Origin of the sequence: Streptomyces liliifuscus (assembly GCF_016598615.1) — a bacterium.
In the GTDB taxonomy this organism is placed as follows: domain Bacteria; phylum Actinomycetota; class Actinomycetes; order Streptomycetales; family Streptomycetaceae; genus Streptomyces; species Streptomyces liliifuscus.
On sequence record NZ_CP066831.1, the window covers coordinates 4,352,164 to 4,368,992 of the forward strand.

A 16,829-nucleotide genomic window follows, 5' to 3' on the forward strand; every position below is an offset into this window, starting at 1 on the left:
ACCCCGAAGGCCCGCCCGATCACCGCACTACGATGACGCGCGTGGCGGGCACAGGGGGTCGAGTGGGGCAACGCTCCCGGCTGTGGCTCGGTCTGACCGTCCTGGCCGTCGGCAGTTTCACCGTCGGAGACACCGCGCACCGGGTCCGGGCCGCCATGGACTGGCTCAGCGCATGGTGGCCCTGGCTGTTGTTGGCCCTCGCCCTGCTGAACCTGCTGCGTTCTGCCATCACCGCCGGCTCGCTCATCGCGCCGGGCCTGCTCGCCGCCGTGGCCCTCGGCGGACTGGCGGCGGCGCACGACATCAGTACGCACACGCTGACCGACCTCGTCGCGCCCACCGCGCTGATCTTCCTGGGCCTGGCGCTGCTGCTCTCCTCTCGCGAGAAGGACTCCCACCGGTGGACGCGCGTGCTGGCGACCGGCCGGGTGCGCACGACGGGTACGCTCGGAAGTCGCACCGGCAACCGCCAAGTGATACTCCGAGCCATAGCCGGTGAAGTGCGTGCCGACCTGACCGGGTCCGTCCTTGACGGGAGCCTGACCGTCCTGGTGACGGCGGTGGCCGGCTATGTCCACCTGACCGTGCCCCACGACTGGCCCGTCACGGTTCGTACGGCAGGTACCATCCTCACTCACGTCAGCGACACGGGTCCGCGCGCAAGCACCGAGGACAACGCCGCTCGCGAGGTCGGTCTACACCTTCTCGGGCTGGTCGGGGCCATCAGTCTCGTCCGGGCGTGAACTCCCGTGTACGTACGGCAGGTTCACCCGACGCCCGGCGAACCGGTCCGAGAGCCGCTGGAAGAGTGCCCACTCTCCGTCGCGGTCCGGCAGCGGGTGGTGCAGGGCGTCAACCAGGTCGAACCTGTGCAGGTCGTAGACGACATGCATGAGTCCCGCGTAAGCCTGCGCCGCGACCACAGCTCCCTTGTACGCCACCGCGGCCAACACCAGCGCGAGTGCGACCAGCCACCACTCGTCCGGTTCGTCGTAAAAGGCGGCCATCATGACGCCGGCGCAGACAAGGAAGGCGTGGCAGAGGTTGACCGCCGTATCCAGCATGTCCCGAGCCGAACTCAGCGCCTGAGCAAGCGGGGCGGACACCTGGGGATAGATACGCGGCCACGACGAGAGGGTCGTCAGTCCGTAACGCTCACCCGCGCTGAGCTCACCCGCCCTGAGGGCATTGCCGAGCGCGGTGGGCAGCAGCGCATGAGCCGGCGGTGCGGCCGCCAGGCGCCTGGAGGCGTCTGCCGCGACCCGCTGAGCGTCAGGACCGGCATCGGCCGCCGCGTCGGCTCGATCGGCGAGCGTCTGCCCGCGGCGGCGCTGGAATTCCATCAACACGCCTGCCATTCCCGCCGTGACCGGCCAACGGTCCCAGTACCCCTCCAACACCCGCACCGCCCGCACCTGAAAGGGCTGCAGAAGCATCCCGAGTACTGCAGCGCAGACACCGATCAGAAGCAGGGCCCCTACCGTGGCAGCCGGGTTCGACGGCAGGACGGCGGACCAGTTGGCACGCCCCGAGAAGCTCCCCGCCCGGAGCAACCCGCCAAGGCAGGTGACGAAGAGCGCACACGGCACGAAGTGCACCGCCAACAGTCGTCGCACGAAATCGGCCCCCTTGCCCCGCGTATCCCCATCACCTCACACACCACCGAGCACTCTCCAGTATGGACTCCGGGCAAAACCCTTCGCTCGAGTCACTGAAGCGTCGACGGCATGGGAGAACAAGGACGGAGCGCGGCGCTCACCCGCCCAAGCTGGCACGATCCCCGCCCATACCGATCCGCAATCGGATGAAGTGGCTGGTACGGGACACCCCGGGCCACCCGCTCCACGGTGATGTTCTCGACTCCAGCCCACGGGAGGCAGGTGATGTCTGCAGCAGCTGAGCGGCCTTCCGGGAACCGGCCACTGACGGTCCTGACCTACGAGATCATGGAGAGCCGTCCGGGCTACCGGGTCGAGATCATCAGAGGCAGATTCTCGTGACACCGTCCCTGGACGCTGCTCACGCTCGGGCGTTGGCTCGGCCGACTCGCCCCTTCGTCGCAGCCGGACTGGAGAGCGGCGAGACCGAGGGTTCTCCAAGGCGTCGGCAACGGTCGGCCTGCCCGGGCTCGATGGCCCGTCCCCCCGAATTCCGCGGCGAACTCGTCGAGGCCGATCTGTCCAGGGCGAACTGGGTGATCACCCCCGCCCAGGACTTCCTCGTGGACTCGGCCACTACGAATACCCGGTGTTCATCGACCCGTCGGTGAAGAAACACACGCAGAACCAGACCACGACGTATAGTCGCCGCCCGAACGCCACCTTCTACAACGGCAAGGGCTTCGACAAGGGCGGTACGCACGAGGCCCGCGTCGGCTTCGAGTCCGACACCTGGGGCCGTAGGCCCAGTGGAAGAGCCGGTCCCAGGGTGATGGCCACGATCGGCCAGACCGGTCAGCGGTCGAACCGTCGAAGGTCCCCGGCGCCGTACGCGGCCCACAGCCCGCCACCCGCCAGGAGAACAACAGGCCCGGCCAGCAGCCCCCTTGGCACGGCCGCTCGCAGGATCAGCAGAAGACCCGCCGCAGCGAGTGCGTACGGCAACGCCGACAGTGCCCACCGTCCGCCCGACCGGACCGCCGACCCTCCCCCCAGCAGCCAGACCGTGCCGACGACAACCACCAGCAGCCCGAAGGCAATTCGCACGCGGCCCACCGGCTCCCCCTCCCGCAATCAGCCTGAAGAGTACTGAAGCCTCCATGACAGGTCAGGTCCCGGGCCGGGCAGGGACAGGGTCGGGGTGAGGTCAGGGTCTTGTCCGGGTGATTCCCCATGGAAGCGGCGGATGTGCGGCGCGAGGCTGGTGTGCATGGCGAACTTACTTGGGCGCAAGAGGTGTTGGAGGACAGCGGCGGCCGCCGGGGCAGTGGCGGCCGTGCTGGTGGTGGGGACCGTGCCGGCGATGGCTGCGGGCGACTCCGGGGTGGGCGCGGGCGACCCCGGGCACGGTGTGGTCCGTGGTGACCGGGGGCTCGACAAGGAGGCGTTGCGGGCGGCCCTCGCCGGGCTGCCCGACGCGAATGTCACGGGCGGGCTGATTCGGATGTCCGGGACGGACGGCCGTTGGTCGGGTACGGCCGGTCCGTCCGTGCCGGCCACCGACGCGCACTTCAGGATCGGCAGTGTCACGAAGATCTTCACGTCGACGGTGCTGCTCCAACTGGCCGCCGAGGGACGGCTGACCCTGGACGACACCGTGCAGGAGCTGATGCCGGGCCTGCTGCCGCCCGGCTACTACCCCGTCACCGTGGGCCAGTTGCTCAGCCACACGAGCGGCCTGCAGATCATGACCTGCGCCACGGAGGACATGTCACCGCGCGAGGCCGTGGACGCCTCCCTGGCCTGCGGAGAGCCGACGGAACCGGGCAAAGCCACGCGCTACAACGGCATCAACTACTTCATCGCGGGTCTGATCATCGAGCAGGTGACCGGCCACTCGTACGGTTCCGAAGTCCGCTCCCGCATCCTGAAACCCCTCCGGTTGCGTGACACGTACGTCCCCGCCCTCGACGACTGGTCGATCCCGGCGCCCCACACACGCGGCCTGGTGGCAGTGCCGGACTCCGGCGACCTCAAGGACGTGAGCGTCCAGAACCCGTACGGCTGGGCGGAGGGCGGCATGATCTCCAACGCCCCCGACCTGGCCCGCTTCTTCACCGCCCTGTACCGCGGTCACCTCCTCCCTCCGGCCCAGCAGAAGGACCTCTTCCGGATGCCCGCCGCGGCCGGCGGCGACAAGCAGTTCAGCTATGGCGGCCTCCAGCGCACCGAGTTCCCCGACGGCACGGTCGTCTGGGGCAAGAGCGGACACGTCCCCGGCTACACGAGCGGCGTCTTCGCCACCCGCGACCTCCGCCGCGTCCTGGTCTACGCCCTCAACCCGACGGATCGCTACCCGGAACTGCCGTACGTCCTGCGGATAGCGGGGGCGGCATTCGACGTCCCGGCACCGGCTACAGCTGGCTGAGGATCGTCGGGTCCGTGATCTCCGTGTCCTTGGCCAGCATCATCGCCTTGCTGAGGATGACGGCGAGGGTGCGGTCTCCCTCGTACGGCAGGTAGCCGGTCTGGGGAGACGTCGGCGCGGACTTCGGGACTATGCACAGGTACTGGTCGTTCGGGGTCATGAGGATGTTGCCCGAGCCGAGGTGGATCTTGTACGTGTGGCGCTCGCCCTTCACGTGCAGGAAGCGGCCCTCCAGGGTGCAGCGGTCGGCTATCGCGAGGCGGGGGATCAGGCGGTCGAGGAGGGCCCGGCGGGTCTCGGCGCTCTGGTTCAGCTCGCCGAAGCTGTAGCCCGACCAGTACTCCTGGAAACGGCCGCCGGGGCCGCCGTCCTGCCAGGTCGGGTCGTTGCCGACGCTCGCGACACCCACGAACAGGTCGACGTCGCGCAGGACTTCGGAGAGGGCGAGGGGCGGGATCTCGGTGAGGGGCAGCGGCTCGACCGGGTCCTGTCCGTCCCTCAGCCACATGCTGTACTCGCCGCCGTAGCAGTGCGCCGAGTTCTCCGGGGCGGCGATCGGGTAGAAGCGGACCTGGTCGGTGCGCAACCGCAGGTAGCTGCCGGATTCCGTGGTGTCCTCGCCGTACTCCTCGCCGTCGCCCTCGATCCAGTACTCGGCGCGCAGGCCCCACTGGGGCAGTTCCCGGACGGCCGGCGGAGCCGAGTCGTCGACGCACAGCCGGAGCTTGTTGCGCCAACCCCTGATCGCGGCCAGCGAGTTGAACTGGTGCTGTCGCAGCACGTGCGCCGCGAAACGGTTCGAGTACGTGCCCGTGGCTCGCTCGGCGTCGGTGAGGAGGTACACCTCGCGGTGGGCCTGTTTGAACGGCTGGGTGATCTCGTGCCGCTCCAGCCAGTCGCGCCAGGCGACGACCTCGGCGGGTTCGCGCCCCACCGGATGCCAGAGCTCGACCTCCGAACCCGTGGTCACCGGGTCGTCGGTGAGCGTGCGCAGCTCGCCGTCGGCGAACCCGACCGGTCTGCCGTCGACCGTCCACAGGAGGCGTCGGGCGAGGGTGCCGACCAGTGGGTGGTCGATGTAGCGCTCGCGCCAGGCGTCGTACGCCCAGGTGCGCCGGGCCAGGAACTGGCGGTCGAGCCGCTCCGCCTGCGCCGAGAGCATCTTGTCGATGTCCTTGGCGGCGGCCTTGAGCTCCTTGAGCTCGTCGGCATGGTCCCGCTTCACCGAGGCGGGCACGCTCTTGACCTCCTTACCCGCCGCGTTGCGCCAGCCGAACACGGACTTGGTGCCGTGGATCTCGATGAGGGCGGTGACGTCCCCGAGCTGGTGCCGGGCACGCCCCACCTCGGTGAGCCCGTACGCCGGGACGGCGAGCTCCTCGATCTCCTCCCGGCTCAGGCCGAGCGCGGTGGCGCGCGCCTCCAGCGCGACGTCGAGCAGCTTCGCCGTGTTCTTGTACGTCACCCGGGTGGCCAGGCGGGCGAGTTCGGCGAGGGCCGCCTCGCTGTCGACGCGGGAGAGCGCGATGACGCCCGCGTTGGCGACCTTCGGGTTGCGCGGGCCCATTCCGGCGACCTTCTTGAGGGAGGTCTCGACGAGCGCGCCGAGCGCCCGGGCCGTGTCGGGGTGCGGCGGGAGGATGGACAGCAGCCAGGCGAGGCCCCGCAGGGCGTTGGCGTTGTACGGGTCGTAGCCGTTGTTGATGTCCGGCTCGTACGTCTGGCGTTCCAGCGGGATGGTGCGCGGGCGGCCGACGAGGGCGAGCCAGGACAACACGGTCCGCCCGACCCGGTCCGCTCCGATGGTGCCGATGAGAGCCTGCGCCTGCTTGTCCCACTTGGCGCTGGGCTTGGAGGCGGTGGCCGTGAGCGCGTGGACGAGCAGGGCGTGCCAGGGGTCGTCGTCCGAGCCGGTGACCTGCTCCATGGCGTGATCGGCCCACGCCTCGCCGACGTTGAGGACTGGGGTGGTGAGCTTCTTGACCAACTCCACGAGGTGCTCCGCGCGGTAGGCGGCAAGGGCCGTACGACGGAAGACGGCCACGACGGAGGGCGCGAGCTGTCGACCGGTCGCGAGCTCCGCCTCCGCCAGGAGGTCGAGGCGCGTGGCGTGCCAGAAGGAGTGCCGGGCACCGAGCGCTTCGAGCTCCGCCAGCCGCTCGGTGGGGAGGAAGAAGTCGTCGGGCAGGTCACGGGCGATGATGCCGAGCAGCGTCAGCACCTTCTGCCGGGTCTCCGGCTGCGTGTCGAGGGAGTGGAAGCGCTCGATGAGCGCGTGGGCGAGCCGGCGACGCTCCTCCAGGGGCAGGTCGCGCAGGGCGTCGAAGATCTCGCTCCAGTCGTCACCCCAGAAGCCGTGGTTGGCGGCAGCGGCCTTCAGCGCCTCGTCGGCGAGCCTGCCCATGTTCCCCGCGGCGATCTGGTTGCGGATCTTCTGCTTGTTCGATCGCATCGACGTCATCAGCCACCCACCAGCGCGACGAGCTTCAGGAACGTGACCTCGGTACCGAGCGCCAGCTCGATCTCCTCGTCGAGGTCGGTGAGCTGCCGGTCCCCCACCAGCACCAGGAACCCGTTCCCCGCGAAGGCCTTGAGCGCCAAATCCGTCTGGGCCTCGGGATCTATCCGGCGGGGCGTCCGCAACGCGTATCCGTTCAGCACGCGCTCGGTGTCCTTGGGCTGCACCAGTCCCTGGAACACCTCCGGCGTACGCGCGTTGAACTCGGCGACCTCCTGAAAGACCCGCCGCCGGATCAACTCGCGCAGTGCGAGCCGCTCCTCGGCGATCTCCAGCCCCCAGCCCGCAGCGCGGTCCCCGCTTGTCGTCTCGTCGACGAACGTCACCATTCCCATGCCCCCGACAGTACGAGGCACCACTGACAATCAGTCACCGCGGGGGGAAATCAGGCGGCGGGGCCCCGGTTTCAGGACCCCGCCGCACCGCGGGCCGTACCCTCCGCTGCGGGCCGCACCCTCCGCGCTACCTGCGGCGGCGCAGCGACGGGTCCGTCAACGCGGGCTGCTCGACGAAGTAGTTGTCGGCCCGGTTCAGGTCCGTGCCGGGCGGAACGATCTCGTCGATGCGGTCCAGGATCGCGTCGTCGAGGGTGACGTCGGCGCCCGCCAGCAGGTCGGTGAGCTGGTCCATCGTGCGCGGGCCGATGATGGCCGAGGTGACGCCCGGGTGGGCGCGCACGAAGGCCAGGGCCATGTGCGGGAGCGGGAGACCGGCATCGGCGGCGACCTTCTTGAGGTCGGCGACCGCGGCGAGCTTGGCCGCGTTGCCGGGCAGGGCCGGGTCGAACTTGAAGCCCTCCAGCTTGGCGCGCCCGCTGGCCGCGAGGTCGCGGCCGGAGAGCCAGCCGGCGCTGAGCGGACCCCAGGTCAGCGTGCCCATGCCGTAGCGCTGGGCCGCCGGGAGGATGCTGCCCTCCGCCCCGCGGGCCAGGATCGAGTAGGGCGGCTGCTCGGTACGGAACCGGACGTGGCCGCGCCGCTCGGCCGTCCACTGGGCCTCCACGATCTGGTCGGCCGGGAAGGAGGAGGAGCCCACGACCCGTACCTTTCCGGACCGTACGAGGTCGGACAGGGCGGACAGGGTCTCGTCGATGTCCGTGAGCGGGTCGGGACGGTGCATCTGGTAGAGGTCGATGTAGTCGGTGTCCAGGCGTCGCAGGCTGTCCTCGACCGCGCGCATGATGTAGCGGCGCGAGCCTCCCGCCAGGTTGGGCTCGTCGCCCATGGGCAGCCGGAACTTGGTGGCGAGGACGACCTCCTCGCGGCGCCCCTTGAGTGCCTTGCCGACGATCTCCTCGGACTCGCCGGTGCTGTAGATGTCGGCGGTGTCCACGAAGTTGATGCCCGCTTCCAGGGCCGCGTGGATGATCCGTACGGAATCGTCGTGGTCGGGGTTGCCGATCTCCCCGAACATCATCGCGCCGAGGGCGTACTCGCTGACCGAGATGCCGGTGCCGCCCAGAATCCTGCGCTGCATAGGGGTCGAGCCTCCTTGGGCTTCACATGGCTATGAATTGATTCATGTAGGTATGGCGTGCTTCACGTGGCAATGACTTGCTTCACGTGGCTGTGTGGATACCTTTCGACCCTCCCTCCCACCGCGGATCCGGACCAGGCCCGGTCCAGCCTGGGTCTGCCAGTACCAGGAACCGGCGGCGCAGGAGCCGCGGGCGGATCCGGCGACGGCATCGGCATCGGCATCGGCATCGGCATCGGCCATGGTCCGGCTGGGCGATACTCGGAGCATGGTCACGCGTCCCGAACCCGACATCAGCGGGTTCCTCAAGGCCCGCCGTGCCGCTCTCGACCCGGCCGAGCTGGGACTCCCGGCGGGGATCAACCGCAGACGGGTGCCGGGCCTGCGGCGCGAGGAGGCCGCCCAGCTGGCGGGGATCAGCGTGGACTACTACACGCGCATCGAGCAGGGTCGTACGCCCAACATCTCGGACTCCGTCCTGGACGCCGTCGCCCGCGCGCTGCGGCTGACCGACTCCGAGTACGCCTATCTGCGGGACCTGACCCTTCCCGGACGCAGGACGCCGTCGACGGGGACGACGGCCTCGCAGCAGGTGCGGCAGGGCATCCGGCTGCTGATGGACGCCATGGGGGACGTGCCCGCGTACGTGTGCAGCGCGGCCATGGACGTCCTGGCCTGGAACACGCTCGGCGGGCGGATCTCCTACGACTTCGCCGCGCTGGAACCGCGTGAGCGGAATCTGGCCCGGCTGTACTTCCTGCACGAGGAGCAGTCCAGGTCGCTGTATCCGGAATGGGAGGCGGGCGGCGAGTACATGGCGGCGACGCTCCGCGCGGACGTGGGCCGGCACCCCGGCGATCCCGCCCTCGGCGCGCTGATCGCCGACCTGCTGGAGCACAGCGCGCTGTTCCGCCGCTGCTGGGACCAGCAGCACGTACGGGGCCTGTGCTACGGCGTGAAGCACATCACCCACCCGGTCGTGGGCGAGCTGTGGCTGCACTACGAGTCGCTGCCGCTGCCCTCCGATCCCGGCCAGACGCTGGTCACGTACACGGCGGAGCCCGGCTCCGCGACGGACAGGGCGCTGCGGCTGCTCGCCACGCGCGCGACGCCGCAGCCGGTTCCGTCGCCCTGAGCGGACGGCGACCTATTCTGACGGTATGTCAGATGACGAGTCGTACGAACTGCTCGGTTTCGACAACGTGCTGCTGCCCGTCGGGAATCTCGAAGAGGCGCTGGGCTTCTACGGACGGGCCGGGTTTCCGGTGGCCTTCCGCCTGGACGAGGCCGGGATCGCCCTGCTGAAGGTCGGGAACGAGACTCCGGGCGTGCTGCTGCGCGTGGACGAGGAGCTCGGACAGCGGGGGCCGTCCTGGCCGGCGTGCCGCGTGTGGCTGGAGGTGCGGGACGCCCGGGTGACGGCGCGGGCGCTGACCGCGGCAGGGATCCAGCCCCTGGACGAGCCCTTCCCGGTCGCCACCGGCTGGACCGTCGAGATCGCCGACCCCTGGGGCAACGTCATCGGCTTCACGGACTACGGCAAACGCCCGGAACTGGCACGCACCGGCTGAGCCGCACTCGCGGCACCGACCGGGCACGCCCCAGCCACCCGACCACCCGGCACACCGGCACTCAGCCCCCTCCTGGGCCTCTCCCCCACCCCCTCGCGGCCTGAGCCGCACGTCACACACGCACGCCCCGCAATCCACTTGAACACGTTCAAAAACAGGTCTACATTCTTCCTCGACAGCGCGTTTTGAACGCGTTCAAGAAGTCGGGAAGGGGTGGGGACATGGACCTCACGGTCGTCGCTTACGTCATATATCTGCTGGTCAGCGTGGCGCTGACGATCTGGGTGGCACGGACGCTCAGCCAGAACGGGCGGATCTTTCTGGCGGATGTGCTGCACGGGAACGAGAAGCTCGCGGACGCCGTCAACCACCTGCTGGTGGTGGGCTTCTACCTGGTGAACCTGGGCTTCGTGGCCCTCTATCTGAGCCAGGACGAGGAGATCGCCGACGCCCGCGGGGTCTTCGAGGCCCTGTCGACGAAGCTCGGCGTGGTGCTCCTGGTGCTCGGCGCCATGCACCTGGGCAATGTGTACGTCCTCAACAAGATCCGGCGCCGGGGCCTCATGGAGCGCGAGCAGCAGCCGCCCGTGCCGCCGCAGGACTGGGTCGCCCCGGCGGTCGGGGCGTGACCACGATGGCCACCGCCGCCACCCCGGACCGGGACGCCGCGCGCGTCCCGGTCCGCGGGCTCACCGTCCTGTACGACGCGCAGTGCTCGCTCTGCGCCTTTGTCCGCGACTGGCTCGTACGGCAGCGCCAGTTGGTGCCCCTGGAGCTGGTGCCCGCCGGCTCGGAGGCCGCCATGCGGCGCTTCCCGGGGCTCGACCACGCGGCCACGCTCGACGAGATCACCGTGATCGGCGACTCGGGCCAGGTCTACCGGGGCACCGCCGCCTGGATCGTCACCCTGTGGGCGCTGGCCGAGTACCGCCCGGCGGCCCACCGGTTCAGCACGCCGGCCGGGGCACGGCTCGCGCGCGGCGCGGTCCTCGCCGCCGCAAAGTGGCGCGAGGGCCAATGGGCCCGCAGGCACGGCGCCTGGGGCGGAGGCGCGTACTACGGGGCCGACGGATGGCAGTACTCCCCGGCCACGGGGTGGACCTACAACGCACCCGCCTGCGACAGCGACACCTGCGCGCCTCGTTAGGCTCTCTCCCGTGCCAGCAGAGAAAGACAGCGCCAGTCGTCCGGACGGTCCCGCGGAGCCGGACGGCCCCGCCCGGCCGTCCCGTACGCCCGCCAAGAGCGAGCAGACCCGGGCCCTGATCCTGGAGACGGCGATGCGCCTGTTCCAGGAGCGGGGCTACGAGAAGACGACGATGCGGGCCATCGCCAAGGAGGCCGGGGTCTCCGTAGGCAACGCGTACTACTACTTCGCCGGCAAGGAACACCTGATCCAGGGCTTCTACGACCGGCTCGCCGCCGAGCACCGGGCGGCGGTCCGTGAGGTCATGGACCAGGAGAAGGATCTGGAGGCGCGGATCGCCGGGGTGCTGAAGGCGTGGCTGGACGTGGCGACTCCGTACCACGAGTTCGCGGTGCAGTTCTTCAAGAACGCGGCCGATCCGGACAGCCCGCTCAGCCCGTTCTCCGCCGAGTCGGAGCACGCGCGCGTGGAAGCCATCGGGGTCTGCCGAGAGGTGCTGGCGGGCTCCAAGGCGAAGATCCCGGAAGAGCTGCGGGAGGTGCTCCCCGAGTTGCTCTGGCTCTCCCAGATGGGCCTCGTCCTGTACTGGATCTTCGACCGTACGGAGGGTCGCGAGCGCAGTTACCGCCTCGCCGAACGAGGTGCCCGCCTCACCTCGCTCGGCATCTCACTGGCCCGCTTCCGGGTGCTGCGGCCCCTGGTCCGTGAGGTCCACGGGCTGTTCACGGACTTCCTGCCGGGGATGACGAACGCACTGCCCGACCCCGCCAAGAAGTCCGCGAAATAGCGCCCCCGCGCGGTCAGTTCACGGCGTCCACCTCGTCCTCCGCGAGTTCCACGTCGTACACCAGGGGCTCGGCACCGACCATCACGTGCCGGGCGCGGGAGGGGTGCTCGGCGGCCGTCACGGCCAGCAGGTACGAGCCCGCGGAGGGCACCGAAACGATGTACGAGCCGTCGGCCAGGGACGTCACCCGGTCGAGCTGACGGCCTCCCTTGGAGAGCAGGGTCAGCGCGGCGCCTTCTACGGGTGCGCCGTCCGGGGTGCGGACGAAGCCGTGGATCACGGTCGAACCGCCGTCGGTGTCGTCGGGCACGCGCGCGTGGGGCTCGGAGACCTCCTCCTCGCGGGGCTCGACGGCCAGATGCGGCAGCCGCTTCTCCAGACCGGCGGGCAGCCACCAGTTGGAGTTCCCCAGGAGGTGCATCGCGGCCGGCACCAGCGCCGTACGCAGGATGAACGCGTCCAGCGCGACCGCCGCCGCGAGCCCGATGCCCGCCATCGCGCCCTCCATGTCGCCGCTGAGGACGAACGCGGAGAACACGCAGATCATGATCAAAGCCGCGCAGTTGATGACCCGGCTGGTCTCGGCGAGGCCGACCCGGACCGCCCGCGCGTTGTCCTTGGTGTGCACCCATTCCTCGTGCATACGGCTCACCAGGAACACCTGGTAGTCCATCGAGAGCCCGAAGAGCAGCGACAGCATGATGACCGGCAGGAAGGCGGTGATCGGCCCCTCCTTGCCGATGCCGAGCAGTTCCGTGCCCCAGCCCCACTGGAAGATCGCGACGAGCACTCCGAAGGACGCGGCGGCCGCGATGAGGTTCATCAGGGCTGCCGTCAGGGGCACCACCAGGGAGCGGAAGGCCACCATCAGCAGCAGGAAGCCGAGCGTGATGATCGCCGCGACGAAGTACGGCAGCCGGTCCCCCGTGACGGCCGCGAAGTCCTTGAAGACGGCGGTCACTCCGCCCACATGGGCCTCGGTTCCGGACTCCGGGATCACGTCGTCCCGCAGCCGGTCGATCAGCTGGTCCGTCTTCTCGGACTGCGGTGACGTGGTGGGCACGACCTGGATCACCGTGACGCCCTGGGAGGGCGGCGCGGCGGCGACCTGGGCGACGCCCTCGGTCGAGCGGATGGTCGACACGAGCGCGTCCGTGTCGCCGCCGTCCACGACCACCTGGAGCGGGCCGTTGAAGCCGGGCCCGAAGCCCTCGGCGAGCAGGTCGTACGCCTGGCGTGTCGTCGTCGAGTCCTTGTGGTTGCCCTGGTCGGTGGCGCCGAGCCGGATCGACAGGACGGGCAGCGCGAGGATCACCATCACGACCAGTGCCCCGGCGGCGATCGAGCGCGGCCGCTTCTGCACGTACATGGACCAGCGTGCCGCAAGGCCGCTCGCCTCGGCCGGCTCCGGTCCCGTCTCGGCGAGCCTGCGCCGCTGCTTGCGGCTGAGGACGCGCATGCCGAGCAGGCCGAGGAGCGCGGGCAGCAGGGTGGTCGCGGCGAGGACGCTGAGCACGACGGTCAGCGAGGTCGCGACGACCACGCCGTCCAGGAAGCGCATGTTCATCACGAGCATGCCGGCGAGCGCGATGCACACCGTGCCGCCCGCGAACAGCACGGCACGGCCCGAGGTGTTGAGCGCCGTGACGGCGGCCTCCTCGGGCTTCATGCCGCGCAGGATGCCCCGCCGGTGCCGCGTCACGATGAACAGGGCATAGTCGATGCCCACGCCGAGACCGATCAACGAGCCCAGCAGTGGGGCCACTTCGGGTACGTCGGTGACATGGCTGAGCAGTGAGGTCGCCATCAGGCCGGTGCCGAGGGCCGCGATCGCGACGACGAGCGGCAGCAGCATCGCGAAGAGCGAGCCGAAGGCGAGGAAGAGGACGACGGCAGCGGCCAGGATGCCGACCATCTCGGCGATACCGGTGGGCGGTTCCTGGATCCGGGTGATCGCCTGGCCGCCCAGTTCCACCTGGAGGCCGGCGCGTTCGGCGTCCTGTGCCGTGTCGACGACGTCCTGGACCAGCTCCTTGGGGACGCCGTTCGCCTGCTCGGTGAAGGTCACCTGGGCGTAGGCGATCCGCCCGTTCTCGCTGATCTGGGTGGCCCCCTGGGCGGCGTACGGGCTGCTGACGTCGCCGACGCCCTTCATCCGCCCGATCTCCTCCAGGGCGGGCTCGATCCGGGAGCGTACGGAATCGTCCCGTACGGATCCGTCGTCGACCTTCCACACCACCGTGTCGGTGTCGCCGGAGCGCTCCGGGAAGGCCTTCTCCATCAGGTCGTACGCGCGCGTGGAGTCCGTGTTCGGAAGGGTGAAGGTGTCCGCGTAGTTCGTGCCCGCGGCGGATCCCGCGAAGCCCAGCCCCAACAGCGCCCCCACCCACAACAACAGGACCACCAGCCGGTGCCGATAGCACCACCGTGCCAATGTCGTCACGCCTCAACGCTCCTTAGATCGGTCGTCGGTCGGTCCCCCAGGTCCTGCGGCTCAGCATCGGGGTGGCGCGCACCCGTGGACACGACTCGGCCATGACTCACAAGGAACTCCAAGGCACGACCCGGCCCCGTTGTCAGTGCCCGCGCCGATACTGGGGACATGACCGCTCACGAGGGGGCGACCGTCCTGGTCGTCGAGGACGAACCGAGCATCGCGGACGTCCTGGCCATCGCTCTGCGCTACCACCGCTTCGAGGTGATGACGGCGGGGACCGTGCGCCAGGCGCTGACGCTGGCCGAGCGCACCCGCCCGGACGCCGCGCTCCTCGACGTGATGCTCCCGGACGGCGACGGCCGGGCGCTGGGCCGCGAACTGCGCGCGAAACAGCCCGACCTGGCCCTGGTGTTCCTGACCGCGCGGGACGCACCCGCGGAGATCGTCGGCGCGCTCGCCTTCGGCGACGACTACATCACCAAGCCGTTCAACATCGACGAGGTGATCGCCCGCATCACCGCGGTCCTGCGCCGCACCCGCCCGGCCGACGTCCTCCCCGAGCGCCCGCCCCTGCGCTACGGAGACCTGGAGCTGGACGAGACGACGTACTCGGTGCACCGCGCGGGCCGCTCGGTCGAACTCACCCCCACGGAGTACGCGCTTCTGCGCTTCCTCGTGCGCAACGGCGGCCGGATCGTCCCCAAGGAGCAACTCCTGCGCCACGTCTGGCAGTACGAGCACTCGGCCGAGTCGACCGTCGTCGAGACGTACATCAGCTATCTGCGGCGCAAACTCGACGCCCTCGGCGCCCCGGTGATCACGACACGCCGGGGCGTCGGATACGGGCTCGCATGATCTTCCGCCACCACCACAGCCATGGCATCCACTCGCTGCGCGGCAAGCTGACGCTGGCCAACGTGGCGCTGCTGGCGCTCGGCATCATCGTGGCGACGGCGGTCAGCCTGATGGGCATGCGGTACTACCTGCTGGACCAGGTCGACTCGGAGCTGCTCAAGACGCGGGACTCACTTGGGAGTACGCAGCTCACGGCGCGGCAGATCGACTCGATGAGCGCGCTGGCCTTCGTCCGCGACGGGAAGATCCCGGAATCGCAGGGGCCGCCGAACTCGGACTCCCTCTTCGCCATGGTCGACGCGAAGGGAAAAACCCTCACGATCGGCACCTTCGAACCGACGGAGAACCAGCGGGCGCTGGCCGCGGCCGTGGACGACCCCCAGTCCCTCACCGGCGACGCAGAGCCGCGGGACGTGAGCGTGGACGGCGCCCCGTTCCGGGTCATAGGTGTCTCCCTCACGGACGGCACGACCATCCTGCTGGCCACCTCGACGGACGCCCTGCACAAGGGCATGGCCAAGGCCCTCAAGCTCGATCTGACCTTCGGTGTCCTGCTGTTGGCGCTCCTCGCCGTACTGACCATGCTCAGCGTGAGCCGCCGGCTGCGGCCCCTGGAGGACATGGTCGAGACGTCGTCGGCGATCGCCGAGGGGGATCTGGCCCGGCGCGTGCCCTCCAGCCACCACCCGACCCAGGAGGTCGAGCAGCTGCGGCTCGCCCTCAACTCGATGCTCCACCAGGTCGAGTCGGCGTACCGCACCCGTGAGCGGAGCGCCACGCAGCTGCGCCGCTTCGTCGCGGACGCCTCCCACGAACTGCGCACGCCGCTGTCGGCGATCCGCGGCTACCTCCAGCTGTACGACAAGGGCATGCTGCGCGAGCCCGGCGAGCGCAAGCGGGCCTGGGACCGGATGACCGGTGAGGCCGACCGCATGGCCCGCCTGGTCGACGAGCTGCTCACCCTGGCCCGCCTCGACCAGCAGCCCGAACTGCGCTTCAAGAACGTCGACCTGAGCCGTCTCGTGCGTGACGCGGCCGAGGATCTGCGGGCCCAGCAGCCCGAGCGGCCGGTGTCCGTGGGCGCCGACGGGGCCCTGCTGATACACGCCGACGAGTCGGGCCTGCGTCAGGTCCTGGGCAACCTCGTGGCGAACGTACGGACGCACACGCCGGCGGATGTCGCGGTCACGCTCGGCCTGGAGCGGGTCGACGGGGTTGTGCGTCTTTGTGTCTCCGACGAGGGGCCCGGTCTTGAGGAGGATGACGCCTCGCGGATTTTCGACCGGTTCTTCCGGGCGGGTGGGGGCGCAGGCAGCGGGCTCGGGATGGCCATCGTTCAGGGCGTGGTCGTGGCCCATGGGGGTGAGGTGGAGGTGCGGACGGCTCCGGGGGAGGGGTTGGCGGTGACGGTTACGTTGCCTGCGAAGGCTTGTGCGGGGTGATGTTCATGGGGCTTGCGGTGCGTTGTTGGCTGCGGGCCGGTGGGGGCTTGTCGCGCAGCTCCCCGCGCCCCTGAAGGACGGGGCTGCGCCCCTGTCCTTCGTCCCCCACACAGGCGCTATGCCGCCGGGACCAGTGCCCATACCGTCTTGCCGTATCTTCCTCGGCTCCATACTCCCCAGGCGGTTGTGAGGTGTTCCACCATGGTCAGGCCTCGACCGGACTCCTCGTCGTACTCTCCGACCACCCGCAGGCGGGGCTGGACGGGACTCTCGTCGGAGACCTCGATGAGGCAGGAGCCGTCCGCGAGTACGGTGACCGCGACCTCGAACTCCCGCTCCAGCAGCGGCCCGTGGCGCACCGCGTTCGTCGCCAGCTCGGACACGAGCAGCACGACGTCCTCGAACGCCTGCTCCCCCTTGCTGTGCCCCCAGTTCGACAGATGGTCACGCACCCGGCGCCGGGCGAGCCCGACCGAAGCCGGATGCCGGGGCAGCCGGAAGGAGTTGCGTCTCAACACATTTGCTCCTCACCCCACGCACACCTTCGTCACAAGGTGCTGCGTGGGGTGA

At 69.9% G+C, this 16,829-nt stretch carries 16 protein-coding genes and 1 pseudogene; 10 read left to right on the plus strand and 7 right to left on the minus strand.

The genetic code is table 11. From position 1 onward, the window contains the following. Positions 1-41: 41 nt before the first annotated feature. A complete protein-coding gene (locus JEQ17_RS18370) occupies positions 42-743 on the plus strand; it encodes a LiaF transmembrane domain-containing protein (protein WP_200396259.1) in 702 nt (233 codons plus the stop codon). Here the strand turns inward: JEQ17_RS18370 and JEQ17_RS18375 are convergent. Continuing rightward, complete coding sequence (locus JEQ17_RS18375) at positions 696-1,436, minus strand: hypothetical protein (protein WP_234048253.1); 741 nt, start codon at positions 1,434-1,436, stop codon at positions 696-698. The genes JEQ17_RS18370 and JEQ17_RS18375 overlap by 48 nt on opposite strands. 667 nt (positions 1,437-2,103) lie before the next feature. Here JEQ17_RS18375 and JEQ17_RS50050 point away from each other — a divergent pair. Next, positions 2,104-2,397: pseudogene (locus tag JEQ17_RS50050) on the plus strand (DNRLRE domain-containing protein); the annotation flags it as partial. Between the two features lie 56 nt (positions 2,398-2,453). Here JEQ17_RS50050 and JEQ17_RS18380 read toward each other — a convergent pair. Continuing rightward, the gene (locus JEQ17_RS18380; protein WP_200396261.1) at positions 2,454-2,705 is read right to left on the minus strand and encodes a hypothetical protein; all 252 of its coding nucleotides are present in this window, start codon (positions 2,703-2,705) and stop codon (positions 2,454-2,456) included. Positions 2,706-2,868: 163 nt separating this feature from the next. Between JEQ17_RS18380 and JEQ17_RS18385 the strand changes: the two genes are divergently transcribed. After that, a complete protein-coding gene (locus JEQ17_RS18385) occupies positions 2,869-4,026 on the plus strand; it encodes a serine hydrolase domain-containing protein (RefSeq protein ID WP_200396262.1) in 1,158 nt (385 codons plus the stop codon). On the opposite strand, the gene JEQ17_RS18390 is transcribed toward JEQ17_RS18385, so the two are convergent. The 3 genes from JEQ17_RS18390 to JEQ17_RS18400 form a co-directional block, all read right to left on the minus strand. Continuing rightward, positions 4,013-6,487 carry a DUF4132 domain-containing protein gene (locus tag JEQ17_RS18390; RefSeq protein ID WP_200396263.1) on the minus strand — a complete coding sequence of 825 codons (2,475 nt, stop codon included), beginning with the start codon at positions 6,485-6,487 and terminating at the stop codon, positions 4,013-4,015. The genes JEQ17_RS18385 and JEQ17_RS18390 overlap by 14 nt on opposite strands. Beyond that, positions 6,487-6,879, minus strand: coding sequence for a hypothetical protein (locus JEQ17_RS18395; RefSeq protein ID WP_200396264.1), 393 nt, complete (start codon positions 6,877-6,879; stop codon positions 6,487-6,489). The genes JEQ17_RS18390 and JEQ17_RS18395 overlap by 1 nt, the downstream gene beginning before the upstream one ends. Positions 6,880-7,006: 127 nt before the next feature. After that, entirely contained in the window at positions 7,007-8,020 is a 1,014-nt protein-coding gene (locus tag JEQ17_RS18400) for an aldo/keto reductase (protein WP_143639277.1), read from the minus strand. Positions 8,021-8,288: 268 nt separating this feature from the next. Between JEQ17_RS18400 and JEQ17_RS18405 the strand changes: the two genes are divergently transcribed. From JEQ17_RS18405 to JEQ17_RS18425, 5 genes are all read left to right on the plus strand, one after another. After that, complete coding sequence (locus tag JEQ17_RS18405) at positions 8,289-9,155, plus strand: helix-turn-helix transcriptional regulator (RefSeq protein ID WP_200396265.1); 867 nt, start codon at positions 8,289-8,291, stop codon at positions 9,153-9,155. A 25-nt stretch (positions 9,156-9,180) separates the two neighbouring features. Beyond that, the gene (locus JEQ17_RS18410; RefSeq protein WP_200396266.1) at positions 9,181-9,591 is read left to right on the plus strand and encodes a VOC family protein; all 411 of its coding nucleotides are present in this window, start codon (positions 9,181-9,183) and stop codon (positions 9,589-9,591) included. 221 nt (positions 9,592-9,812) lie between these two features. Next, complete coding sequence (locus JEQ17_RS18415) at positions 9,813-10,220, plus strand: hypothetical protein (RefSeq protein WP_200396267.1); 408 nt, start codon at positions 9,813-9,815, stop codon at positions 10,218-10,220. A 5-nt stretch (positions 10,221-10,225) separates the two neighbouring features. Beyond that, on the plus strand, positions 10,226-10,738 hold the full coding sequence (locus JEQ17_RS18420) for a thiol-disulfide oxidoreductase DCC family protein (protein ID WP_200401566.1): 513 nt from the start codon (positions 10,226-10,228) through the stop codon (positions 10,736-10,738). A 10-nt stretch (positions 10,739-10,748) separates the two neighbouring features. Continuing rightward, positions 10,749-11,525 (plus strand): TetR/AcrR family transcriptional regulator, encoded by a 777-nt coding sequence (locus tag JEQ17_RS18425; protein WP_234048254.1) that lies wholly within the window; start codon positions 10,749-10,751, stop codon positions 11,523-11,525. Positions 11,526-11,538: 13 nt separating this feature from the next. Here JEQ17_RS18425 and JEQ17_RS18430 read toward each other — a convergent pair whose 3' ends face one another. After that, entirely contained in the window at positions 11,539-13,959 is a 2,421-nt protein-coding gene (locus JEQ17_RS18430; protein WP_200401568.1) for an MMPL family transporter, read from the minus strand. Between the two features lie 168 nt (positions 13,960-14,127). On the opposite strand from JEQ17_RS18430, the gene JEQ17_RS18435 reads away from it, so the two are divergent. Together JEQ17_RS18435 and JEQ17_RS18440 are read left to right on the plus strand one after the other, a co-directional pair. Further along, positions 14,128-14,817, plus strand: a complete 690-nt coding sequence (locus JEQ17_RS18435) for a response regulator transcription factor (RefSeq protein WP_189837259.1) — start codon at positions 14,128-14,130, stop codon at positions 14,815-14,817. Then, on the plus strand, positions 14,814-16,259 hold the full coding sequence (locus tag JEQ17_RS18440; protein ID WP_200396268.1) for a sensor histidine kinase: 1,446 nt from the start codon (positions 14,814-14,816) through the stop codon (positions 16,257-16,259). The genes JEQ17_RS18435 and JEQ17_RS18440 overlap by 4 nt, the downstream gene beginning before the upstream one ends. Positions 16,260-16,375: 116 nt before the next feature. Here JEQ17_RS18440 and JEQ17_RS18445 read toward each other — a convergent pair whose 3' ends face one another. Then, a complete protein-coding gene (locus JEQ17_RS18445; RefSeq protein ID WP_200396269.1) occupies positions 16,376-16,777 on the minus strand; it encodes an ATP-binding protein in 402 nt (133 codons plus the stop codon). Positions 16,778-16,829: the final 52 nt, after the last annotated feature.